Below are 23,387 nucleotides of genomic sequence, written 5' to 3'. Positions count from 1 at the left end.
CACCCTTGAGGCGTGTCTGGATTCAACGTCTTCCGCGACCACTCCGGCGATGCCTGGTTCCGCATGGGCCGGCTCGAGCTGACCTCCACGGTCCTGCTCGTGGCGCTCGGCGCCATCGGAGTGGTCCTGTCGGCCGTCATGCCGTTCCTGTCCGCCGGGGGCGCCTTCATCCCGCAGAGGATCCTCGCCGGCGAGGTCTGGCGGGTGGTGACCTGGCCGTTCGTGGGCGGGGGCGTCGGCGGCCTCCTCTGGAGCGCGATCACGCTCGTCCTGTTGTGGTACTTCGGTCGCGACCTCGAGCGTCAGATCGGGCGCACCGCGATGGCGTCGCTGTACGTCGGCCTCTGGGCGTCCCTGACGATCGTCGACTTCGTCATCGGCGTCACCCTGGGCGGCGGCGGCATGGCGGGGCTCGGCGGGATCCAGTTCATCATCCTGCTGCTGTGGATCGCCGAGTACCCACGGCGTCCGTTCTTCTTCGGCATCCCCGCCTGGGTGGTGGGCGCGATCCTGGTCGGCATCCAGGTGTTGGGCTACATCATGGTCGGCGACTTCGCCGGCCTGGTCGGCCTGCTCATCACCGCGGCGGTGGCCGCCTTCGTGGCCCGGAGTTTCGGCCTGCTCAGCGACCTCACCTGGCTCCCCGGACGCCGGCGCCGCCGGTCCGCCCCCGCCCGGCAGGGCCGGGCGGCGACGCCGCCGCCACGCGCCCAGCGGCGCGCGGCGTCCGACACCGAACGCATGGACGCGCTGCTGGAGAAGATCTCCGCGGAGGGCATCGGCAGCCTGACCAAGGCCGAGCGCAAGGAGCTCGACGCCCTGCGCGAGCGCAGGCGCAAGGGCCGCTGACCCGCCCGGGCGCGGTGACCCGCAAGGGCCCGGTCACCTGTCAGTCGAGTTGGCGGCGCGCCGCGCCCTTGTCGGCCGAGAGGGCCAGCGAGGCGTAGATCTTCAGGGCGTTGGAGACGGTCCGCTCGCGGTTGACGGGCTGCCACCCCACCGCGTCCTGCTCGGCGCGGCGCTGGGCCAGCTCCTCGTCGGACAGCTCCACGTCGATGGACCGCTCGGGGATGTTGATCGAGATGATGTCGCCGTCGCGGATCAGGCCGATCGGACCGCCCGCCGCCGCCTCAGGGGAGATGTGGCCGAGGCTCAGGCCGGACGAGCCGCCCGAGAAGCGCCCGTCGGTGATGAGCGCGCACTTCGGGCCGAGCCCGACGCCCTTGAGGTACGAGGTCGGGTACAGCATCTCCTGCATGCCGGGGCCGCCCTTGGGGCCCTCGTAGCGGACGACGACGCAGTCACCCTCGACGATCTTCCCGCCGAGGATCATCTCGACGGCCTCCTCCTGGCTCTCCGCGACCTTCGCCGGCCCGCGGAACACCCACTGGTGCTCGGGCACGCCGGCCGTCTTCACGATCGCGCCGTCCGGGGCGATGTTGCCCTTGAGGACGCCGAGGCCGCCGTCGGCGGTGTACGCGTGCTCGACGCTGCGGATGCAGCCGTGCTCGGCGTCCGTGTCGAGGTCGGCCCAGCGGTTGGTCGAGCTGAACGCCTCGGTCGTCCGGACGCCGCCGGGGGCTGCGTACCAGAGGTCGATCGACTCGGGCTTCGCCTTGCCGCTGCGGATGTCCCAGTCGTCCAGCCACTGGGCGAGGCTCGGGGAGTGGACGGCGTGGACCGACTCGTCCAGCAATCCGCCGCGGCGCAGCTCGCCGAGGATCGCGGGCATGCCGCCCGCGCGGTGGACGTCCTCCATCCAGAACTCGGTGGAGTTCGGGGCCACCTTGGACAGGCAGGGCGTCACGCGCGACAGCGCGTCGATGTCGTCCTGGGTGAAGTCGACGCCGGCCTCGCGCGCCGCCGCGAGGATGTGCAGCACCGTGTTGGTGGAGCCGCCCATCGCGATGTCGAGGCGCATGGCGTTGGAGAACGCGGCCTTCGTGGCGATGCTCTTCGGCAGGACCGACTCGTCGTCCTGCTCGTAGTAGCGCTTGGCCAGGTCGACCGCGAGGCGTCCGGCGCGCAGGAACAGGTCGCGGCGGGCGGACGCCGTCGCCAGCGTCGAGCCGTTGCCCGGCAGGGAGAGGCCGAGCGCCTCGGTGAGGCAGTTCATCGAGTTGGCGGTGAACATGCCCGAGCAGGAACCGCAGGTGGGGCAGGCGTTGGCCTCGATCTGGTCGATCTGCTCGTCGGAGACGGACGAGTCGACCGCCTTGATCATGGCGTCGATGAGGTCGAGGCGCTGGTCGGTGGTGCCCTCGTCCGGCGCGCCGGAGATGACGCGGTCGCCGAGCACGCGGCCGGCCTCCATGGGGCCGCCGCTGACGAACACGGTGGGGATGTTGAGGCGCAGCGCCGCGAGCAGGTGACCGGGCGTGATCTTGTCGCAGTTGGAGATGCAGACGAGCGCGTCGGCCTGGTGGGCGTTCACCATGTACTCGATCGAGTCGGCGATGACCTCGCGGCTCGGCAGGCTGTACAGCATGCCCGAGTGGCCCATGGCGATGCCGTCGTCGACGGCGATGGTGTTGAACTCGCGCCCGACACCGCCCGCCTCCTTGACGGCGCCCGCGACGAGTTGGCCCATGTCCTTGAGGTGGACGTGGCCGGGCACGAACTGCGTGAAGCTGTTCGCGATCGCGACGATCGGCTTGCCGAAGTCGGAATCCGTCATGCCGGTCGCGCGCCAGAGCGCACGGGCGCCCGCCATGTTGCGGCCGTGGGTGGTCGTGCGGGAGCGAAGGTGACCCATCGTTCGTCCTTCCTGCGTGGTCCTTTCAGGGTAGTCCGTGCCCTGTGGGCGGTTGCCGCGGTTCCGGAGCGTGGCCCGCCCCTCCCGCCGAGGGCTCGGGTTCCCTGCGCCGAGGGCTCGTATGTGCGGTGGGGACGGTGGAACTCGGCAGGCGCCTCCACATAGAGCGAGCGCTCGGCACCCATAGGGCGAGCCCTCGGCGCAGTAGAACCGAGCCCTCGGCGCTGTGAGGGCCGCACAGGGCCATCGGGTTGGGCGCATCCGTAATCTGGACCCATGATCTGGCCCGCCCTGCTCGCCGTCCTCACCGTGGTCGCCCTCGTGGCGCGCATCGTCCTGGTCAGGCGAGAAGGGGACGCGCCGGGCAACGAGACGGTCGCGGTGGCGTTCGCTCCCCCGCGCGCGGTCACCCCCGGTCTGGCCGGGGCCCTCCGCCGCGAGGTGAAGGACTCCTCGATCGTCCCGTCCGAGATCCTCGACCTGGCCGTCCGGGGTGTCTGGCAGGTCGGCGTGGTCGGTGAGGGCGAGGAGAAGACCTGGTTCGTCCAGCGCCACCGGCTCGACGAGCCGGACCTGCCCGAGGTGCCGTTGGCCGTCTACCGCGCCGTCTTCCCCCCGGGATCGGCGCTCACCCGGGTCGAGCTCAGCCCCGACCGCCAGCGCACCATCGCCTTCCAAGCTGCCACGGCCGAGGCGTACGCCGCGGTGGAGCGTCGCGGCTGGGTGCGGCACGGGGCGTCCACCCGGCTGCTCGCGACCGGCTGGGCCGGCCTCGGCCTGGCGGCCGTCGGGTTCATGACGCTGATCAACGGCGCTGACGCGGCGGCCCTGCCGCTGCTGGCGCTCACCATCATCGGCGGCGTGGCGACGCAGTTCATCAAGCCCAAGCCGTGGCGCCTCACCGGCGAGGGACGCCGCATCAACGATGAACTGGACGGGCTCAAGCTCTACATGACCATGGCCGAGACGGACCGGCTCAAGGTGCTCCAGGCCCCCGACACCGCGGAGCGCATCCCGGCGCTGGCCGGCGCCGACGGCGAGCACAAGGGCGAGATCGCCAAGCTCCACGAGCGCCTGCTCCCCTACGCGGTGATCTTCGGCATCCTGCCACAGTGGTCCGAGGTCGTGAAGCACGCCTACGAGGACGCCGAGTACGCCCCCGACTGGTTCCTGTGGGCGGGCTACGACATGGTCTCGATGATGCTGTGGACCGACTTCCTCATGGGTGGTGGCCTGGACGCGCTGGGCGGGCTCGGCGACTTCGGCACGGACGTGGGGGAGGCATCCGGTCTGGACGCGCTCGACGGCGGCGACCTGGGCGGCGACCTCGGCGGTGACGGCGGCGACCTCGGCGGCGGTGACATGGGCGGCGACGGAGGCGGCTTCTTCGATGGCGGCGGCGACGGGGGCGGCTTCTTCGACGGGTTCGACTTCTGAGGTGGCAACAACGGTCGGTTTCACGGTTTCGCCCGCGCGTCCGGCGGGCTCTGGTTAGCGTGAGGTGACGTGACGTTGCCCGGGGGGACGCCCCGGCGAGCGAAGGAGCAGACCCGTGGGTGAGTTCGTGGACCTCAAGGCCAAGCCCTACAACCTGTCGGATGCCGACATCCAGTGGGTTGAGGACACCATCGCCGGCATGACGGTCGAGGAGAGGATCGGTCAGCTGTTCATCAGCCACAACCGAAACCTCGACGTCGATGAGGCGTAGGAGAAGATCAACAAGTACCACTACGGCGGCCAGCGCTACAAGGACTCCGGCTCAGCGGCCAAGGGCGTCTTCACCTTCACGCAGGGCCTGCGCGAGGTCGCCAAGATCCCGATGCTCGTTGCGGCGAACTGCGACAACGGCGGCGACGGCGCGTGCGAGGAGGGCACCTACATCGCATCCGGCGCGGCGTGCGAGGCGTCCGGCGACGAGCAGGTCGCCTACCACGCGGGCCTGGTCGCCGGTCAGACCTGCCGCGCGATCGGCGTCAACTGGAACTTCGACCCCTGCGTCGACATCCTCTACAACTGGCGCAACACCATCGTGAACACCCGTGGGTACGGCACCGACGCGGACACCGTCCTGAAGTACACGCGGGCCTACCTCAAGGGCATCACCGAGAATGGCCTCGCCACCTGCGTGAAGCACTTCCCCGGTGACGGCACGGAGGAGCGCGACCAGCACCTGCTCCTCGGCGTCAACGAGCTCTCACCCGAGGAGTGGGACGCGTCGTTCCGCAAGGTCTACCAGACCCTCATCGACGACGGCCTGCACTCGATCATGGTCGGCCACATCGCCCTGCCGCACTACTCGAAGAAGCTGCGCCCGGAGTTCACCGACGACGACATCATGCCGGCGACGCTGGCCCCCGAGCTCCTGACCGACCTCCTCAAGAAGGACATGGGCTGGAACGGCCTCACCATCACCGACGCCTCGCACATGATCGGCTTCGCCGCCGCCATGAAGCGCAAGGACGCCGTCCCCCGCTGCATCGCGGCCGGCTGCGACATGCTGCTCTTCTTCCGCGACGAGGACGAGGACTACGAGTCGATGATGCAGGGTTACCGGGATGGCGTCATCACCGAGGAGCGCCTCATGGACGCGCTGCGCCGCATCCTCGGCGTCAAGGCGGCCATCGGACTCCACCGTGGGGAGCACCAGCCGACCGAGGACGGTCTGGCGATCATCAACGGCGAGGAGCACCAGCGCATGGCCGCGGACGCCGCGGACAAGGCGATCACCCTGGTGAAGAACACGAAGGACGAGCTCCCGATCCGTCCGGAGACCCACCCGCGCATCGAGTTGCGCGTCCTCTCGTCCAACGAGCCGGGCGCCATCTACGCCAGCGGCGGCACCGCGGACCTCATCAAGGAGGAGCTCGAGGCCGTCGGGTTCCAGGTCACCCTGGCCCGGGGCGACGAGCGCATCGGCGGCAAGGTGTCCGACTACGTCCGTGACTTCGACGCGACCCTCACGTGGTGCGACCAGCGCGGCTACGCCTCGGAGAACGCGTACCGCATCCGCTGGGCCAACCCGATGTCGGCCGACATCCCGTGGCAGGTCTACGAGAAGCCGGTCGTGTTCATCGGCCTCAACTGGACGACGCACCTCTACGACGTGCCGATGGTGAAGACCTTCATCAACGCGTACAAGCCGACGCGTGAGGTCATCCGCCAGACGATCCAGAAGATCATGGGCGAGTCCGAGTTCAAGGGCACGCCCAACGAGCTCGTCTGGTGCGGCGGCCTGTGGGAGGCCAAGCGCTGACCCGCTGATCCGCCGAGGGCTCCGGTTCAGACCGCCGAGGGCTCGGGTTCCCCGCTGCACAGGGCCTGTGCAGCACCCAACCCGAGCCCTCGGCGCTCCCAACCCGAGCCCTCGGCGCTCCCAACCCGAGCCCTCGGCGCTCCCAACCCGAGCCCTCGGCGGATGGAACCCGAGCCCTCGGCGGGGAGGTGGAAGGATGGCCGCATGGCCGAGATGCAGACGATGCAGACACTCGCAGCGACGCTGGCGGGCCCGGACCGGCCCGGCATCACCCAGGCGCTGATGAGCTCCGTCGCCGGGCTCGGCACTGAGGTGCTCGACCTGGAGCAGGTGGTCGTCCGCGGCCAGGCGACGATCGCGCTGCTGCTGGGCTCCCTGCCGGACGACCTCGCCCGCCTCGAGGACCGCCTCGCCGGCACCGCCGCCCGCCTCGGGTACCGGCTCACCATCGAGGAGGGCCTGGGTGACAACCCACCGCGTCCGAAGCGGGTGGTCGTGACGATCCTCGGACGCCCCCTGCGCGCCACCCACCTCGCGGCCGTCGGACAGGTGATCAGCGAGCACGGCGGCAACATCGACCGGGTGCGCCGCCTGTCGCGCACCCCGATGACCACGCTCGAGTTCATGGTGTCGAACGCCGAGGTCGCGGCCCTGCGTCCGGCGCTGGCCGCCACGGCCGCCGAGACCGGGTTCGACGTGTCGGTGTCGCCCGCCGGACTGTCACGGCAGGGTCGGCGCCTGGTCGTCATGGACGTCGATTCCACCCTCATCCAAGACGAGGTCATCGAACTGCTGGCGAGCCACGCCGGTCGCGAGGCCGAGGTGGCGGCGGTCACCGAGCGCGCGATGCGCGGCGAGCTGGACTTCGCGGAGTCCCTCCACGAGCGCGTCGCCGCCCTCGCCGGCCTGCCGGTCCGCGTCTTCGACGAGGTGTTGGACGCGGTGCGCCTCACCCCCGGCGCCCGCACGCTGGTGGCGACCCTCCAGGACCTGGGCTTCGCCGTCGGGCTGGTCTCGGGCGGGTTCCTCGAGGTCGTCGGCCCGCTCGCCGAGTCGCTCGGCATCACGCGCGTGCACGCCAACCGGCTCGAGGTGGCCGACGGCGTCCTGACCGGACGGGTGCACGGCCCCGTCGTCGACCGTGCCGCCAAGGCAGAGACCCTCAGGCGCTTCGCGGACGAGGAGGGCCTGCCGCTGTCGCGGACCGTCGCCATCGGCGACGGGGCCAACGACCTCGACATGCTCGCCGCCGCGGGGTTGGGGGTGGCTTTCAACGCCAAGCCCGCGGTCCGGGCGTCCGCCGACACGGCCCTCAACCTGCCCTACCTGGACGCGGTCCTCTACCTGCTCGGCTTCAGCCGCGAGGAGGTCGAGGACGCGGCGTCCATGCGGGCGCCACGGGCCGACCAGGACTGACAGCCCGGGTGGTCAGACGGGCAGGCGCCGGAAGATGAGCCACCCGCCGACCAGGGAGCCGACCACCACGGCCGAGAACAGCCCGACGGCCACGGCCTCGAGTCCGACCACGTACAGCAGGGCCCCCGCAACGACGACGACCACGGGAATCGCCACGAGGCCCAGCAGTCCAAGGGCTCCCCAGCGAGCCATCGCGGCCGACGCGCACACCAGGAGCGCCAGCAGGGGGAGCACGTAGAACAGCCCCAGGAGCCAGGTGCCGTTCCAGACGCTGTTCCAGGTGCCGAACACGTTGCTGGTCTCCAGCGCGAACACGTGGACGCCCTGCGCCCCGACGACCCGGTGCTCGGTCCACGCGGCGGTGAGCGAGACCAGGTGGAGGACCGGCTGCAGCAGCAGGCTGGTTGCGGCCGTCACCCCGTACACGACGCGGCGGTCGTGGCCGAGGCCCAGCGCGTACCGGGCTCCCCACAGGAACAACACGGGGATCGCGGCGACTCCGCTGAGGAACAGGACGCCCGCGGCGGTGGTGCTCCACTGGCTCGGCTCGCCGGGTGCGTACAGGGGGAAGGCCCGGGTGGCTCCTGCGAGCGCCGCCGCCAGCAGCCAGGCCGCCAGCGGCCACCACAGCCGCCAGCCGAACCGGCCGGCGACGGCGGCGAGGACGCAGGGAACCTGGACGAGCGGTGAGGGCTCGGTGCGGGATTCGGTGGGGAACGCGGGGGCGGACATGGTCACTCCTTCGAGGCCAGCGGCAGGACGCCGGCGAGCGCCTGCAGCGTGAGCGGGTGGGTGCGGCCGACGAGCCCGGTGGGCACGGCGTCCACGGGAACGATCGCGCTGGTGCGACCGCCGAGGCGCTCGAGTTCCCCCAGCCGGGGGAGGGATTCGAGAGCGGCGGCGTCCGCCTCGACGCGGACCCAGCGGGCCAGCAACGCGTCGATGTCGGAGTCGGCGGTGAGCCGGCCGGCGTCGAGCACGAGCACGCGTTCGAACAGGGGCGCGGTCTCGTCGATGAGGTGGGTGGAGATGACCCAGGTGCGGGGGTGGAGGTCCTGCTCCTCGATGATGAGCCGGGTGAGCAGGTCGCGACTGGGGGCGTCCAACCCGGCCTGGGGCTCGTCGAGCAGGGTCAGCGGGGCCGGCTCGCGAGCGCGAGGGCCACCTGGGCGGCGGTCGCCTTCCCGGCGCTGAGGCGTCGGGGGTTCGCGTCGGGGCGGACGCCGAAACGTTCCAGCAGGTCGAGGGCCCGGTCCCGGTCGAAGTGCGGACGGACCCGCGCGACCCCGCGTGCCAGCGACGCCAGGTTCTGGTCCCCGGCGGCCGGCCAGCGGTGGGTGGCCAGGTGGACCAGCCCCGGCGTCCGGCCCAGGCGCGAGACCGGGACGCCGAACACGGACGCCGTGCCGGAGTATCGCGGCTCGCGCCCGGCCAGCACGCGCAACAGGGTCGTCTTGCCGGCGCTGTTGCGGCCGATGAGCCCCACGATCGACTCGGCGGGGATCGAGGTGGTGACGCCGGCGAGGGCATGCACCGCGCGTGACCCGGACCGGAAGGTGACCGCCACGTCGGCGAGGGTGGCGGAGGGGGAGTCAGCCATGGCGGGCCTCCTTGATCAGGGCGATGACGTCGTCGGTGCCGAGCCCGAGGCGGTCGGCCTCGGCGAGGGCCGGAGCGAGGTACTGGGCGGCGAAGTCGGCGCGGCGACGGGCCAGCAGGGTTGCGCGGGCGCCGGTGGCCACGAACATGCCGATGCCCCGCTTCTTGTACAGGACGCCCCGGGCGACGAGGTCGCTGACGCCCTTCAGCGCGGTGGCGGGGTTGATGCGGTGGAACGCCGCGATCTCGTTGGTCGAGGGAGCCTGCGCCCCCTCGGTGAGGAGACCATCGACGATGTCGTTCTCGATCGCCCGGGCGACCTGGAGGAACAGGGGCGACTCCACCCCACCGGGCGACCCGATGGGTTCATTAGTGGAGTAACTAACCATGGAATCATCATGCACCTGCCAGCGCACGCCCACAAGGGGGTGGGTCACTGGGGTCGTCCCATGGGAGGGGGGCGGGGTCAGTCGGCCACCGTACGGACGCGCCACCACGGCCCAATCGCCAGCAGCAGCATGCAGCCGGTGAGGAAGAACGCCCAGCCGAACCCGAAGACGTCCGCGATGAGGCCGGCGAGCAGGGTGCCGGCGATCGAGCCCAGGTCGGTCGACATCGAGAACGTCGAGAGCGCTTGGCCGCCGTTGCGGTCGGAGCCGATGATGTCGGCGAGCATGGCTTGGGAGGCCGGCTGGATCATCGAGGCGCCCACGCCCGTCAGCAGGGACAGGCCCAGGAACACCGGGAGGGACACCGACCAGCCGAACACGAGCGTCGTCAGCCCGGTGACGAGCAGGCCGACCATCAGCACGGGCCGTCGGCCCAGCGCGTCCACCATGCGGCCGGTGAACTGTTGCGCGATCACGTTGCCGACCGCCATGAGCGTCAGCGCGATGCCCGCCATCGGCGCGCCGATCGTCGGCACGTGGGCCGCCATGAGCGGCACCAGCGCGATCCGGACGCCGAAGGTCGCCCAGCCGTTCGCGAAGCCCGAGACGAGCAGCGCCCGGTACTCGGGGAGTGCCATGGCCTCGTTGAGCAGCATCCGCGGGCGGGCGTCCTGGACGGCCGGGTCCTTCGGCGGCTCCCGCAGGAAGAGCAGCACCACGAGCAGCGCCACCACGACCGTGCCGCCGTAGATGGCGAACGCCACGCGGTAGCCCAGCACCGCGAGGAAGGTGCCCAGGATCGGGCCGATGATGTTGCCCAGCAGGAACGCAGACCCGTAGAGCGCGGACGTCCGCCCGCGCGCGGTCGGGGGGGCCAACCGGACGATCAGGCCCATCGACGAGACGGTGAACGTCACCGAGCCGAGGCCGCCGAGGCCGCGCCACAGCAGCAGGTCCCAGTAGCCCACGGCCACCGCGCACAGGAACGAGCTGGCGGCGACGACGGCCAGGCCGGCGATGTACATCCACCGTTCGCCGAACCGCCCGATGAGCGAGCCGGCCGCGGGGGCGAACACCATGCGGGCCAGCGCGAACACGGTCACGATGGCGGACGCCGCGGCCACGCCCACGTCGAAGCTGGCGGCGTACTGGGGGAGGATCGGCGCGATGATGCCGAAGCCCAGCGCGATGACGAACGCGGCGACGACCAGCACCCAGATCTCGCGGGGCACCGGCACGCGGGTCGCGGGCCCGGCGGTTGCCGTCACGCGGCCTCCACCACCGGCGCGGCCCGGCGGACGCGGGGGCGCAGGCGCCCGGAGTGGCGCAGCAGCCACAGCGCGCCGTTGAGCAGGCAGATCACGCCGATCGCGGAGGCACAGATGAAGATGGAGAGGTCGCCGGCCATCTGGGCCCACGTCCACCACATCACCTGGACGACCAGCGCGCCGAAGACGAAGACCGGCGAGACGCCGCTGATGTCGGGGGAGGTGAGCAGGTCGCGGGTCTGGTCCCCGAAGCCGATGGCCAGGGGGAACACGGCGAAGACGCCGAAGCCGCCCACGGGCGCCAGCAGCACGACCAGGACCCCGACGAGCCCCACGGCCAGGGGGAGTGCCCACGTCCGGAGCAGGGGGAGTCGCCGGTCACGCTGGACCAGCAGCAGCACCAACGCCGCGAGCAGGCCGCTCAGGGCGTTCGGGACCGTCACGTTGAGGTGCCCCGTGACCAGGCCGTGGGCGGTCCACCCGATGCCGTTCGCGACGTTGAGCTGCCACAGCAGGGGGCTCACCCCCGCGCTCGTCCGCGTGGCCAGCAGGCGCGCCACCTGGGGCACGGACAGGGCTGTCCCCGCCACGGCGCAGGCCCACCCCCACAGCACGACGAAATCCACCCCTGCAGGCTACGCGCCCGGTCCGTCCATCACCGCATCGGTGCCCCTGTTGCCGCATGGGTGGGCCCGGTAGCGTGACGGCCATGACCACTCTCGTGCTCACCCTGATCGGTGACGACCGGACCGGCATCGTCAAGTCACTCGCCGAGGTCGTGGCCGCCCACGACGGAAACTGGGAGCGCAGCCAGCTGGCCGAGCTCGCCGGGGCCTTCGCCGGCATCGTCGTGGTCACGCTGCCCGACGACCGGGCGGAGTCGTTCCGTGCCGCGGTGACCGCGCTCGAGGGCCTCACCGTCGTCGTGCACGACGTGGACGCCGCGGCCGCCGACGAGCCGGTCGGCCGGATCACCGTCGAGCTGCTGGGCAACGACCGGCCCGGCCTGGTCAAGGAGCTGTCCGGCGTCTTCACCGAGCACGGCCTCTCCATCGAGGAGGTCGAGACCGGCACCTACGACGCCCCCATGGCCGGCGGTCGCCTCTTCGAGGCGCTGCTGGTCGTCCCCGTGACCGACAGCACCGACACGGACGCGCTGCGCGCCGACCTCGAACGCCTGGCCATGGAGCTGATGGTCGACATCACCGTGGAGGACGTCTCGGAATGACCGACGTCCGCATCCTGGAGCCGGCCGGCACGACCGTTGGGGGCGAACCCGTCCTGCGGCTCCTGCCCACGGACGGCGTCAGCGCCGTCGGCCCGTGGACCCACGTCGATTGGTTCGGCCCCGGTGTCCTGAGCCACCCGCCTCGGCGGCAGGCCGACACCCAGTCGCTCACCTGGCTGTTCGCAGGACGCCTGCGCCACATCGATTCCACCGGGCTGGACGTGGAGTACGGGCCCGGGCAGGCCGTCGTCGTGACCGCGGGCACCGGCATCGAGGTGGCCCAGGCCGCGGTGGCCGACGAGCCCGTCACCGGCATCGCGCTGCGCCTGGCCGCGCCCGCGGCGTCCGAGGTGGAGGCGTCGGTGGAGGAGTTCTGGCCCGAGCCCGTCCGCGTGGGCGACCACGAGGTCGCGATCATCGTCGGCGAGTTCGGCTTCGAGGACTCCCCGGTCGTCACCCACGCCCCCGCGCTGGCCTGCGAGGTGAGGTTCGCCTCCGACGAGCCGCTCCAGGTCCCGGCCGAGGACGGCTGGGAGTACGTCGTCATCGCGGAGGGCGCCGCCCTGCGGGTCGGTGACGTCGAGGTTCCGTCCGGGCACGCCGCACTCGTGAGTGGCGGCGACTTCGGCGTCGCGACCACGGCGTCCGCCGGGCACGTCGTGCGCGCGGTGATCCTGGGCGGGGCCCCGCTGGCGTAGTTGCCACCGGCGACACCGTTGTCGACGGCTGTGGCGATTAGGCTGGGGCCATGGCCAAGCCGGAACGCCCGCTCGAGGGCAGCACCATGACGGAAGTGTCCCGTCGGGGAGACCAGGTGCTGCGCGAGGCGGGCCCCTGGACGCCGGCGATCCAGCGCCTCCTGGCGCACCTCCGCGACCAAGGGTTGGACTGGGTGCCCGAGCCGCATGGGTGGACGAAGGACGGCCGTGAGGCCCTCAGCTACCTCAAGGGGAAGGTCCCGACCTACCCGCTGCCAGAGTGGGTGTACTCCGACGCCACGCTCAAACGCGCCGCGAAGTGGCTGCGCAAGCTGCACGACGCGACCGAGGGCTACGACGACCCCGACGCCCACTGGCGGACGGCCCCGCACAAGCCGGCAGAAGTCATCTGTCACAACGACTTCGCCCCGTACAACATGGTGTTCCGCGACCAGGAACTGGTCGGGGTCATCGACTGGGACTTCGCGGCCCCCGGCCCCCGCCTGTGGGACCTGGCCTACCTGTGCTACCGGACCGTCCCGCTCATGCGCCCCTCCAACCCGGACGCCCCGGACCTGCCGATCGACCTCGCCGCCCGACTGCAGCTGGCCATGACGGCGTACGGGACGGACGCCACCATGCCCGACCTGTTGGCCGCCATCGTCGAACGCCTGGAAGCCCTGTCCGCCTTCACCCACTCCCATGGGGTGGCGCGGAAGAACGACAAGTTGCTCCTGGACGCCGAGAACTACTCCAAGGACGCCGCCTACCTGCGCAGCCTGCTGCCCTGACGTCCGGGTGCGCGGGATCCCTCGGCCCACCCGGGTCGATCCCCCGTCACCCGGTCAACCTACGATGGGCTCCATGCATCAGGGTCAACTGGTCGGCGGGCGCTACCGGCTCACCTCCCCCTTGGGGCGCGGGGGGATGGCGCAGGTGTTGCGCGCGCAGGACGAGCGGCTGCGGCGCGAGGTCGCGGTCAAGGTCGTCGACCTGACCCAGAGCCCGGACCGGTCCGTCGCCGACCGCTTCCGCCGCGAGGCGATCGCCACCGCGCAGTTGAACCACCCCAACATCGTCACCATCTTCGACGCCGGCGCCGACGACCACATCGCCTGGCTCGTCATGGAGTACCTCGGCGGACAGGACCTGGCCTCGGTCATCCGTGAGACCGGCGGCGTCCCCGAGGAGCGCGCCATCGCGGTCGGGGCGAAGGTGGCGGACGCCCTCGTCGCCACCCACGCCATCGGGGTCGTCCACCGGGACATCAAGCCCGCCAACATCATGGTCGACCGCGACTCCGTCAAGTTGCTCGACTTCGGCATCGCGCTGGTCCAACTGGACGCCGAGGCCCACCTCACCGCTCCGGCGACCACCCTCGGCACGGCCGCCTACATGTCGCCCGAGCAGGCCCGGGGGATGCGGGCGACGGCCGCGTCCGACGTGTACGCGCTGGGCGGTGTCCTGGTGGCGTTGCTCACCGGGCAGCCCCCGTACCCGGGGGACAACGCCATTCAGGTGGCCCAGCGGCAGGTCACCGACCCGCCGGTGTCGGTGCGGTCGCGGCGTCCGGAGCTGTCCCCGGCGCTGGACGACCTCGTCCGCCGCATGCTGGCCAAGGATCCGCTGGCCCGACCCACGGCGTCCGCTGTCGCGCGGGCGCTGGCCGAACTGGCCCAGAACCCGGACGCCGCCCCCACGGCGGTCCTCCCCGCCGCGGCGGTCGCGGCGCCCATGGCGACCTCGGTGCTGCCCGCGGCCACGGCCGTGCTGCCCTCGGCCGCGGTCCGGCCCACGGCGTCCGCTGCCGTCGGGGCGCCGGACGACCGGTCCCACCAGGGATTCCGGAAGGCGGCGCTGGGGCTGGGGGTGGTGATCGCGGCGATCCTCGTGTTCATGGTGGCGTGGGCCCTCGGGGGGGAGCTCCTGCGGGGCTTCCAGGGCACCGCCACCCCGTCCGCCACGCCCGCCGCGAGCAAGCCCGCGACCTCGCCGACCCCCAAGCCGGCCCCGCGGACCACCGCCCCTCGCACCACCGCCCCTCGCGCCACCACCCCGCCGGCCACCGCCCCGGCGAACCGCCCCTCCCTGCCGTCGGGGGAGGAGGTCGCCCTCCAGGCGGCCATCAGGGGAATGGACGCCGCGATCGCGGCCCTGCCCAACGACTCCAAGGCGACGAAGGCCCTCACCAAGGCCTGGAACGAGGCGAAGAAGGACATCCAGAAGGGCGACGACCCGACCGGGGCCGTGGACGACATGCGCGAGTCCATCGAGGACCAGCGCGACCAGGGCGAGCTCAACCGGTTCGAGGCCGCCGCGCTGGAGTTTGCGCTCTCCGCGGTGCGCCGGGCCCTCTGACCCGGCGCTCCCGGCCCGGGTGCGCACACGAGGTGGGCCAACTACGTTGGAACCCATGACTTCCACCAACCCGCTGCTCGAACGCTCGCACCTTCCGTACCTGCTGCCCGACTTCGCGGCGCTGACGCCCCAGCACTACCGCGAGGCGTTCGAGATCGGCACCGCCCAGCAGCTCGAGGCCCTCGACTCGCTGGCCACCGACACCGAGCCCGCGACGGTGGAGAACGTCCTCCACGCCTGGGACACCTCCGGCGACCTGCTCGCCCGCCTGCAGATGGCGTTCTACGCGGTCCGGGCGGCCAACACCACCCCCGAGCTGGACGCCCTGCAGACCGAGTTCGCGCCGCGGCTCGCCCAGCACGGCGACTCCATCTGGCTGGACCGGCGCCTGTTCGACCGGTTCACCGAACTCGCGACCCGCGCCCAGACCGGCGAGGTGATCCTCGACCCCGAGGACGCCTGGCTGCTCGAGGACACCATCCGCCGCTTCACCCGCGCCGGCGTCGCGCTGGCCGAGGCCGACCAGGCCCGGCTGCGTGAGCTCAACACGCGCCTCGCCGAGCTGGGCGCGGCCTTCCAGAAGGCCAACCGTGAGGCCCGCGTCGCCGGCAAGGTGGTCGTCACCGACCGCGCCGAGCTGGCCGGCCTCATCGACGCCGAGGTGGACGCGCTGGCGACCGGCGACGGCGAGTGGACCATCGAGCTGGTCAACACCACCCAGCAGCCGATCATGGCGAAGCTCCACGACCGGGGGCTGCGCCGGCGCGTGTACGAGGCGTCCACCTCCCGCGGTCTCAGGGGCGAGCACGACACCCGCCAGCTCATCGTCGACATCGCCCGGACCCGCGCCGAGCGAGCCGCCCTGCTCGGCTACGAGCACCACGCGGCGCTGTCGGCCGAGTCGGGCTGCGCCAGGACGACCGACGCCGTGAACGCCCTGATGGGCCCACTCGGACGCGCTGCGCTCAAGCAGGCCGAGGCGGACGCCGTGGCCTTCGCCGAGCGGTTCTCCGAGCTCGGGCAGGGCGACGACTTCGCCGCCTGGGACTGGCAGTACGTCGCCGAGATCGTCCGGTCCGAGACGTACGCGTTCTCGGACGCCGACGTGGAACCCCACCTCGACGTCGCCAGGGTGCTGGACGCCACCTACGCCGCCGCGCACGACCTCTACGGCATCACGTTCACCCTGCGGGAGGACCTCGTCGGCCACACGCCCGAGACCGAGGTCTACGAGGTGCACAACGAGGACGGGTCGCCGCTGGGCCTGTTCCTCATGGACTTCTGGGCCCGCCCCACCAAGGAGGGCGGCGCGTGGATGACGTCGATCGTCCGCCAGAACCACCTCACCAAGCAGCTCCCCGTCGTGACGAACAACTGCAACTACACCCAGGGCTCCTCGGCGATCTCCTGGGACGGCGTGATCACGATGTTCCACGAGTTCGGGCACGCCCTGCACGGCCTGTTCGCCGACTCGAAGTACCCGTCGAAGTCGGGCACGGCGACGCCGCGCGACTTCGTGGAGTTCCCCTCCCAGGTCAACGAGCACTGGGCGTGGCAGCCCGGCCGCGTCCTGCCGGCGGACCTGCTGGACAAGCTCAAGGCGTCCCAGTCGTTCAACCAGGGGTTCGGGACACTCGAGCTCATGGCCGCCACCCTGCTCGACCAGGCCTGGCACCAGACCCCGCTGGACGCCCTGCCGGTCTCGGGCGAGGAGGTCGAGGGGTTCGAGCGCCGCGCCCTGGAGAAGTGGGGGGTGGCGTCCGACCTGGTGCCGCCGCGCTACCGCTCGACGTACTTCAGCCACATCTTCGGGGGCGGTTACGCGGCCGGCTACTACGGCTACAAGTGGGCCGAGGTGATGGACGCCGACGCCGTGGCCTGGTTCGACGAGAACGGCGGCGGGACCCGCGAGAACGGCGACCACTTCCGCCGGACGCTCCTCGCGCCGGGCGGCTCGGTGGACGCGATGGACACCTACCGCGCGTTCCGGGGGCGGGATCCGCGGGTGGAGCCGCTGCTGGAACGGCTCGGCCTGGAGCTCTGAGGGGAGCCGGCGATGTAAACGCCTGTAAACCGTGGCTCGCCTCTGGCGGCTCTCCCTACGGTCAGCTCGGATGCCCGTTCCCGGGCACCCCGAGTTGGTCGAAGGAGACCCATGAGAACCCTCACGAGAAGGACGCGGCTCAAGGCGTTGGCCCTGGTCGCGGCCGTCCCCCTGGTGGTGGGCACCGCGAGTGTGGCCGCAGCCCAGCAGCCGTCGTCGCCGACGTTGCCGTGGATGAACACCACCCTCACCCCCGAGGTACGCGCCGAGTTGCTGGTCGATGCCCTGACCCTGCCCCAGAAGGCCCAGCAGCTGACCGGCTCCGGCGTCCCGTCGCCGGAGTTGCTGCCGGAGTGCAACGGGCAGACGAGCACCGGCTACGGCACGTTCCGCAACGTCACGGGGATCCCCGAGTTGGGCATCCCCTCGTTCCGCGTGACCAACGGCCCCGTCGGTGTCGGCTACGGCGACTGCACGCCGCAGGAGCCCGCCACCGCGCTGCCCGTCGCGCTGGCGCTGGCGGCCGGCTTCGATGCCGACCTCGCCTACCAGTTCGGTGACCTGGCCGGTCGGGAGAGCCGGACGCTGGGCATCCACGAGTTCGAGGCACCCGGCATCAACATGGCCCGCATCGCCAACGGCGGCCGCAACTTCGAGTACTTCGGCGAGGATCCCTACCTCGCCGGCGTCATGGCGGCCGCCGAGGTGCGCGGCGTCCAGGACAACGACGTGCTCGCGATGGCCAAGCACTACGTCCTGAACGACCAGGAGAAGGACCGCGGCAACGTCAACGTGAACGTGGACGAGTCGGTCCTGCACGAGCTGTACCTGCTGCCGTTCGAGATGGCGGTCAAGGACGGCGACCTCGCCTCGATCATGTGCTCCTACAACAAGATCGGCGGCACCTACTCCTGCGAGAACCCCTACACGCTGACCGAGGTCCTGCGTGACCAGTGGGGCTTCAAGGGGTACGTCCAGTCGGACTTCGGTGCGACGCACTCCACCGCCGCCGCACTGAACGCCGGCATGGACTTCGAGATGCCGCGTCCGAACTGGTTCAAGCTCGAGAACCTGCAGGCCGCCCTCGAGAGCGGCGACCTGTCGATCGACACGATCGACCAGGCCCTGACCCGCCGCTATGTCCAGATGTTCAAGTACGGCGTGTTCGACCGTCCCATCACCCGGGACGCCGTCCCGGCCGCCAACGGTGAGGTCTCCCGTTCGATCGCCGAGCAGTCGGCCGTCCTGCTGAAGAACGACGCGGACTTCCTGCCGTTGTCCCAGGACTCCACGACGATCGCCCTCATCGGCCAGTCCACCTACGTGGACGAGGCCGTCTCCGGTGGTGGCGGCAGCTCGCGTGTGGTCCCGACCTACACGGTCACACCGCTCGAGGGCCTGCAGAACGTGCTCGACGAGATCGGCTCCGACGCCCAGGTGAACAAGGTCACCGTCGCCAAGGACCTGTCCAACCTCGACGAGGCCGTCACGGCGGCTCAGGACGCAGACGTCGTCATCGTCATGGCCGGACTCGTGACGGCCGAGGGCCGCGACCAACTGTTGCTCGACAACAAGACCCCGAACCTCAACCTGCCCGACGGCCAGGACGCGCTGATCTCGGCGATCGCCGCCGCGAACGACAGCACCGCCGTCGTGCTCAAGGACGGCGACCCCGTCCTGATGCCGTGGCTGGACGAGGTCCCGGCGGTCCTCGAGGCGTGGAACCCGGGCCAGGAGGACGGCAACGTCGTCGCGCGCCTGCTGTTCGGCCTCGCGAACCCGTCCGGCAAGCTGCCGGTCACCTACCCCGCCTCGGTGGACCAGACCCCGACCGCGGGCAGCGAACGCGCCTACCCGGGTCTCGACACCGACGGGGTGGTCAACTCCCGCGGCAACCTGACGGTGGACCAGGTGTACTACGACGAGGGCCTCGAGATGGGCTACCGCTGGTACGACGCCAACGACGTCACGCCGCTGTTCTCCTTCGGGTACGGCCTGTCGTACACCGACTTCGAGATCTCGAAGCTGGTCGTGACCCCCAAGGTCAACGACGGCACCAAGGAGATCAAGGTCCAGTTCTTCGTCACCAACACCGGAGACGTGGCCGGCGCCGAGGTTCCGCAGGTCTACCTCGGTCTCCCGGAGGCCGCCAACCAGCCGCCGAAGCGCCTGGTCGGCTTCGACAAGGTGTGGCTGGAGCCCGGTGAGAAGACGCGTGTCGAGATCACGATCGACCCGGCCGCGACCAACCACCCGCTGTCGGTGTGGGACGCCGAGGCTGACGCCTGGACGACCCCGACCGGTGAGTACACCGTGTACGTCGGCAACTCCTCCGACAACGTCTCGTTGAGTGACACCGTCACCGTGCGGACGCCCGGCAAGCGCTGATCGTCCCCCACCGCAGGACGGGATCCCCGCTCAGGGGGTCCCGTCCTTCGCCTTTCCACACAGGGACGACTCGCGGACGACCAGGTGCGCGGGCAGGCGCGTGACGCGGGTGGGGCGCCGCCGCTCGATGAGGGTCACCAGGGCCCGGGCGGCGCCGATGCCCAGTTGCTTGATCGGCGCTCCGACCGAACTGAGGCTCGGGTGGAAGTCCGACGAGTCGGGCAGGTCGTCGAAACTGGCGACGCAGGCGTCGCCCGGCACGGACCTGCCTGCCCGCGCCAAGTTCTTGATGAGGTCCTTGGCGTACCGCTCGCTGTGGACGATGTAGGCGTCCTCGTCGGCTGCCGCCAGGACGGCGGGATCGCTCAGCCCGGGTGAGCCCGGCGGCAGCCGGACCGCCGTCAGGCCCAGCTCGTCCGCCCGCTCGCGGATGGCGCGCCACCGGACGCTGGCGACCCATCCCCTCGGATCGCCGTGGGCGTAAGCGATGCGCCGGTGCCCGGTCGCCGCCAGGTGGTCGAAGGCCTGGCGGGCGCTGTCGACGTTGTCCACGCTCAGAGCCGGAACCCCCCGGACGCGCCGGTTGACCAGGACCATCGGATGCGAGCGCGCGCAGGCGAGCAGAGCCGCGGACGGGCAGCGGGGACTGACGACGATGACCCCATCGGTCCCGCAGACCCGCTCCAGGCTCTTGAGCTCCTCGGCGATGGAGCCCTCGTGGAACGCGAAGTGCACGGTGTAGTCGAGTTCGGCCGCCGCTTGCTGGATCCCCCGGGTCACGGTGAGGAAGTAGGGATCCACCATCGGGCCGACGATCGCGGTCAGGACGCGGGTTCGCGCCTCGCGGCCCAGCGTCATTCCCTCGGTGTGGTAGCCCAGCGCCCGGGCGGCGTCCATCACCCGTCCCGTCGTCTCGGATCGGACCTTGTCCGGGCGGCTGAAGGCGCGCGACACCGTCGCGGTGGAGACGCCGGCCAACATGGCCACGTCGTGGATGGTGGGTCGCCTGACCCCGTCACCGGTCACGTCAGCGTGCCCCTCAGGATCGTCGGGACGGCCATCCTGACGTTGCGTCACGGCCCTGTCAACAAGTTTCCCCCGGTTGCCGGGGCAAGGACGCTAGCGACCACCCTTCGCCGCCACGCGGGTCTCGAACTTGGCCTGATTGATGACCGCGCGCTGGTGGGTGCCCTCGCCGATGGGCTCCACCTCGTCGCGGAGGACGATCCGGAAGCTCACGATGCGACCCTCGACGGCGGTGACCTCGGCGTCCGCTGTCACCTTCATGCCGACCGGGGTGGCGGCGGTGTGCTTGAAGGCGACGTCGATGCCGACGCTGGATTCGCCCTCGTCCAGCGAGGGATGGAGGGCGTCCATGGCGGCGCACTCGGCCAGGCCGACCATGTAGGCCGTCGCGAAGACCGGCGGCATGGTGTCGAAGCGCGGGTACTGGCTCGAGACGGCGGGTACGGTCAGCGACTCGTCGACCGTGATCGTCACCGAGCCGCGCGTGCCGACGGCGAGGTCCTTCATGTGGTCTCTCCTGTGGGGGGCACGAACGGGCGGACGGGGAGGCGCTTGGCGAGGTCGTCCGGGTGGAAGGTGTTGCCGTCCTCGTCCATGGCCGCGCCGGCGATGATGACCAGGACGGCCCACGCGGTCATCGACCAGACGGTCCCGTCCTGCGTCGTGTGCGTCGTCGTCTGGCCGGCGAGCACCTCCACCGTCTCGCGGGAGCTCAATCCGTTGAACACCCAGGAGACCACGCCGATGTCCAGGCCCGGACGGGCGACGAGGCCGTAGGCGCGCATCGCCGCCTCGTACAACGGCACATACCGCTCGAGCACCGTCCGGCGATAGGCGCCCATGGCGTTCGCGACGGGCGGGTAGTCGGGCCACAGCGCCTGCAGGGCCTCGGCCACGCGGACCACCTTGGTGTCGCGGGGGAACACGGACGCCTCGTGCGTGAACCGGCGGATCAGGTCGCCCAGTGTGGCCGAGGAGGCCTCGCCGACGGTCTCGAAAAGCGTGTCGTACTTGGGTTCGAAACGCGCCGGGCGCATCACGTAGTTGATGACGTCGGTGTACCAGTCGGTGGCGAGCGGCCACCGGCGCAGCATCTGGTGCTGGCTCATCTCGAGCACGGACTCCACGAACGGCTGGTGCCCCAGCGAGCTCGACAGGATCCGGGGCACCGCCTCGCGGCCGTCACGGCTGGGTCCGGCGTCGTCCACCAACCGGTCGGCGAGGTGCTCCGCGGCCCGGGACAGCATGTACTGGGTCACCGGGTTGAGGGGGCCATTGGCACCCGTCCGCGAGGAGATCGAGGTGAGAACCCCATTCAGGTCCTCGATCACCACATGCCCTCTCAGGCGCAGGGGGCCGCCGCCCCGGTCCTGGACCCACACGGCCGCCTGCTCGCCGGGTTTCCCTTCGATGAGCCGTTCCACGATCCCATCGTGCCGCATCGGGGTCCGTTTGGCGCGCCCGGCAGGAGCTTCGGCGTCCGTCTCAACACTCGATGACGTTCACCGCGAGACCGCCCAGGGCGGTCTCCTTGTACTTGGCCTGCATGTCCTTGCCCGTCTCGCGCATCGTCTTGATGACGCTGTCGAGGCTCACGATGTGCGAACCGTCCCCGCGCAGGGCCGTCCTCGCCGCCGCGATCGCCTTCACCGCAGCGATCGCGTTGCGTTCGATGCAGGGGATCTGGACGAGTCCGCCCACCGGGTCGCACGTGAGGCCGAGGTTGTGCTCCATGCCGATCTCGGCGGCGTTCTCGACCTGTTCCGGTGTCCCGCCCAGGACCGCGGCCAAGGCACCGGCCGCCATCGAGCACGCCGACCCGACCTCACCCTGGCACCCCACCTCGGCGCCCGAGATGGACGCGGTTGTCTTGTAGATCATCCCGATGGCGCCAGCGGTGAGCAGGAACCTGACCACGCCGTCGTCGTCCGCGCCCGGGATGAAGTTCCAGTAGTAGTGCAGGACCGCCGGGATGATGCCGGCCGCCCCGTTCGTCGGTGCCGTCACCACGCGACCGCCCGCCGCGTTCTCCTCGTTGACGGCCAGAGCGTAGAACGTGATCCAGTCCATGCCGCGCAGGGGGTCGTCGGACGCCCCCTCCGCGACCAGCTTGGTGTGGAGGGCCGGTGCGCGGCGCAGGACGCGGAGGCCGCCGGGGAGGTGTCCCTCGGTCTTCGCGCCGTTGCGGACGCACTCCTGCATGACCTCCCAGATCTTGAGCAGCCCGGCGCGCACCTCGTCCTCGGTGCGCCCCAGGGCGACCTCGTTCTCCAGGGCCACGCGCGAGATGGACAGGCCGGTACGTGCGGTGATCTCCAGCAGGTCGGACGCCGTGCGGTACGGGTGGGGGAGCGTTCCGTTGTCGGGCACGACCGGGTCGGACGCGTGGGCGTCCCCGCACACGACGAAGCCGCCCCCCACCGAGTAGTAGGTGGACGCGAGCATCGGGTCGTCGTAGGCGTCCCAGGCGCGCAGTTCGAGGCCGTTGGGGTGGGCGGGCAGTTCCCGGGAACCGTCCAGCACCAGGTCGGCGTTGGGGTCGAAGGCGATGTGGTGGCGTCCGGCCAGGAGGAGCCCGTCGCCGTCCCACACCTGCTTCACCGTGGCCGCCACCGAGCGGGGGTCGACGGTCTCCGGCTTCGCGCCGAGCAGGCCGAGGATGATCGCGTTGTCGGTGCCGTGGCCCCGCCCCGTCGCGCCGAGCGACCCGTACAGGTCACAGCGGACGTGGGCGACCTCGTCGAGTCGGCCGGCCAGGTCGTCGAGGAACAATCCGGCCGCCCGCATGGGGCCGACCGTGTGCGACGACGACGGCCCGATGCCGATCGAGAACAGGTCGAAGACGCTGAGGGCCATGCATCGACAGTACCCACGAGCAGGGCCCTCTACCACCGTGGGAGGAGGGGAAACACCCCGGAAGTCGCAGGGTGGCGGGTCCCGCGAGCCGATGAAACTGTCGGGGCCG

At 71.2% G+C, this 23,387-nt stretch carries 22 protein-coding genes; 11 read left to right on the top strand and 11 right to left on the bottom strand.

From position 1 onward, the window contains the following. The first annotated feature begins 12 nt into the window (after positions 1 to 12). Positions 13 to 849: a rhomboid family intramembrane serine protease gene (locus AC5YDV_RS11390; RefSeq protein WP_496183444.1), complete on the top strand. Its 837-nt coding sequence runs from the start codon at positions 13 to 15 to the stop codon at positions 847 to 849. A 40-nt stretch (positions 850 to 889) separates the two neighbouring features. Here the strand turns inward: AC5YDV_RS11390 and ilvD are convergent, their stop codons facing one another. Further along, positions 890 to 2,755, bottom strand: coding sequence for a dihydroxy-acid dehydratase (gene ilvD / locus AC5YDV_RS11385; protein WP_496183443.1), 1,866 nt, complete (start codon positions 2,753 to 2,755; stop codon positions 890 to 892). A gap of 276 nt (positions 2,756 to 3,031) precedes the next feature. On the opposite strand from ilvD, the gene AC5YDV_RS11380 reads away from it, so the two are divergent. The 4 genes from AC5YDV_RS11380 (at position 3,032) to serB (ending at position 7,424) form a co-directional block, all read left to right on the top strand. Next, positions 3,032 to 4,192, top strand: coding sequence for a DUF2207 family protein (locus AC5YDV_RS11380; RefSeq protein WP_496183442.1), 1,161 nt, complete (start codon positions 3,032 to 3,034; stop codon positions 4,190 to 4,192). A gap of 115 nt (positions 4,193 to 4,307) precedes the next feature. Beyond that, positions 4,308 to 4,463, top strand: coding sequence for a hypothetical protein (locus AC5YDV_RS11375; RefSeq protein WP_496183441.1), 156 nt, complete (start codon positions 4,308 to 4,310; stop codon positions 4,461 to 4,463). 6 nt (positions 4,464 to 4,469) lie between these two features. Beyond that, a complete protein-coding gene (locus tag AC5YDV_RS11370; RefSeq protein WP_496183502.1) occupies positions 4,470 to 6,008 on the top strand; it encodes a glycoside hydrolase family 3 protein in 1,539 nt (512 codons plus the stop codon). 204 nt (positions 6,009 to 6,212) lie between these two features. Beyond that, the gene (serB, locus tag AC5YDV_RS11365; protein WP_496183440.1) at positions 6,213 to 7,424 is read left to right on the top strand and encodes a phosphoserine phosphatase SerB; all 1,212 of its coding nucleotides are present in this window, start codon (positions 6,213 to 6,215) and stop codon (positions 7,422 to 7,424) included. A gap of 12 nt (positions 7,425 to 7,436) precedes the next feature. Here serB and AC5YDV_RS11360 read toward each other — a convergent pair whose 3' ends face one another. The 6 genes from AC5YDV_RS11360 to AC5YDV_RS11335 form a co-directional block, all read right to left on the bottom strand. Further along, positions 7,437 to 8,156, bottom strand: coding sequence for a hypothetical protein (locus AC5YDV_RS11360; RefSeq protein ID WP_496183439.1), 720 nt, complete (start codon positions 8,154 to 8,156; stop codon positions 7,437 to 7,439). A 2-nt stretch (positions 8,157 to 8,158) separates the two neighbouring features. After that, a complete protein-coding gene (locus tag AC5YDV_RS11355) occupies positions 8,159 to 8,530 on the bottom strand; it encodes a hypothetical protein (RefSeq protein WP_496183438.1) in 372 nt (123 codons plus the stop codon). 26 nt (positions 8,531 to 8,556) lie between these two features. Continuing rightward, the gene (locus AC5YDV_RS11350; protein WP_496183437.1) at positions 8,557 to 9,024 is read right to left on the bottom strand and encodes an ATP-binding cassette domain-containing protein; all 468 of its coding nucleotides are present in this window, start codon (positions 9,022 to 9,024) and stop codon (positions 8,557 to 8,559) included. Continuing rightward, positions 9,017 to 9,412, bottom strand: coding sequence for a GntR family transcriptional regulator (locus AC5YDV_RS11345; protein WP_496183436.1), 396 nt, complete (start codon positions 9,410 to 9,412; stop codon positions 9,017 to 9,019). Before AC5YDV_RS11345 ends, AC5YDV_RS11350 begins: the two co-directional genes overlap by 8 nt. 77 nt (positions 9,413 to 9,489) lie before the next feature. Further along, the gene (locus AC5YDV_RS11340) at positions 9,490 to 10,680 is read right to left on the bottom strand and encodes an MFS transporter (protein ID WP_496183435.1); all 1,191 of its coding nucleotides are present in this window, start codon (positions 10,678 to 10,680) and stop codon (positions 9,490 to 9,492) included. Continuing rightward, a complete protein-coding gene (locus tag AC5YDV_RS11335; RefSeq protein WP_496183434.1) occupies positions 10,677 to 11,306 on the bottom strand; it encodes a hypothetical protein in 630 nt (209 codons plus the stop codon). Before AC5YDV_RS11335 ends, AC5YDV_RS11340 begins: the two co-directional genes overlap by 4 nt. An 83-nt stretch (positions 11,307 to 11,389) precedes the next feature. Between AC5YDV_RS11335 and AC5YDV_RS11330 the strand changes: the two genes are divergently transcribed. From AC5YDV_RS11330 to AC5YDV_RS11305, 6 genes are all read left to right on the top strand, one after another. Next, entirely contained in the window at positions 11,390 to 11,908 is a 519-nt protein-coding gene (locus AC5YDV_RS11330) for a glycine cleavage system transcriptional repressor (RefSeq protein WP_496183433.1), read from the top strand. Next, entirely contained in the window at positions 11,905 to 12,606 is a 702-nt protein-coding gene (locus tag AC5YDV_RS11325) for a pirin family protein (protein ID WP_496183432.1), read from the top strand. The genes AC5YDV_RS11330 and AC5YDV_RS11325 overlap by 4 nt, the downstream gene beginning before the upstream one ends. Positions 12,607 to 12,656: 50 nt before the next feature. Next, positions 12,657 to 13,397 carry a phosphotransferase enzyme family protein gene (locus AC5YDV_RS11320; protein WP_496183431.1) on the top strand — a complete coding sequence of 247 codons (741 nt, stop codon included), beginning with the start codon at positions 12,657 to 12,659 and terminating at the stop codon, positions 13,395 to 13,397. Positions 13,398 to 13,470: 73 nt separating this feature from the next. Continuing rightward, entirely contained in the window at positions 13,471 to 14,964 is a 1,494-nt protein-coding gene (locus tag AC5YDV_RS11315) for a serine/threonine-protein kinase (protein ID WP_496183430.1), read from the top strand. Between the two features lie 55 nt (positions 14,965 to 15,019). Further along, positions 15,020 to 17,008, top strand: coding sequence for a M3 family metallopeptidase (locus AC5YDV_RS11310; RefSeq protein ID WP_496183429.1), 1,989 nt, complete (start codon positions 15,020 to 15,022; stop codon positions 17,006 to 17,008). Between the two features lie 111 nt (positions 17,009 to 17,119). Beyond that, entirely contained in the window at positions 17,120 to 19,396 is a 2,277-nt protein-coding gene (locus AC5YDV_RS11305; protein ID WP_496183428.1) for a beta-glucosidase family protein, read from the top strand. Between the two features lie 30 nt (positions 19,397 to 19,426). On the opposite strand, the gene AC5YDV_RS11300 is transcribed toward AC5YDV_RS11305, so the two are convergent. From AC5YDV_RS11300 to AC5YDV_RS11285, 4 genes are all read right to left on the bottom strand, one after another. Further along, positions 19,427 to 20,422, bottom strand: a complete 996-nt coding sequence (locus AC5YDV_RS11300; RefSeq protein WP_496183427.1) for a LacI family DNA-binding transcriptional regulator — start codon at positions 20,420 to 20,422, stop codon at positions 19,427 to 19,429. Between the two features lie 93 nt (positions 20,423 to 20,515). Beyond that, complete coding sequence (locus AC5YDV_RS11295; RefSeq protein ID WP_496183426.1) at positions 20,516 to 20,929, bottom strand: thioesterase family protein; 414 nt, start codon at positions 20,927 to 20,929, stop codon at positions 20,516 to 20,518. Continuing rightward, positions 20,926 to 21,846, bottom strand: a complete 921-nt coding sequence (locus AC5YDV_RS11290; protein WP_496183425.1) for a hypothetical protein — start codon at positions 21,844 to 21,846, stop codon at positions 20,926 to 20,928. The genes AC5YDV_RS11295 and AC5YDV_RS11290 overlap by 4 nt, the downstream gene beginning before the upstream one ends. Before the next feature lie 61 nt (positions 21,847 to 21,907). Continuing rightward, positions 21,908 to 23,278, bottom strand: a complete 1,371-nt coding sequence (locus tag AC5YDV_RS11285) for an L-serine ammonia-lyase (protein ID WP_496183424.1) — start codon at positions 23,276 to 23,278, stop codon at positions 21,908 to 21,910. Positions 23,279 to 23,387 lie beyond the last annotated feature (109 nt).

This window comes from Propioniciclava sp. LT432 (assembly GCF_059515965.1).
The sequence above is the reverse complement of the archived record's forward strand: the minus strand, read 5'-3'. Positions and strand labels throughout refer to the sequence as shown.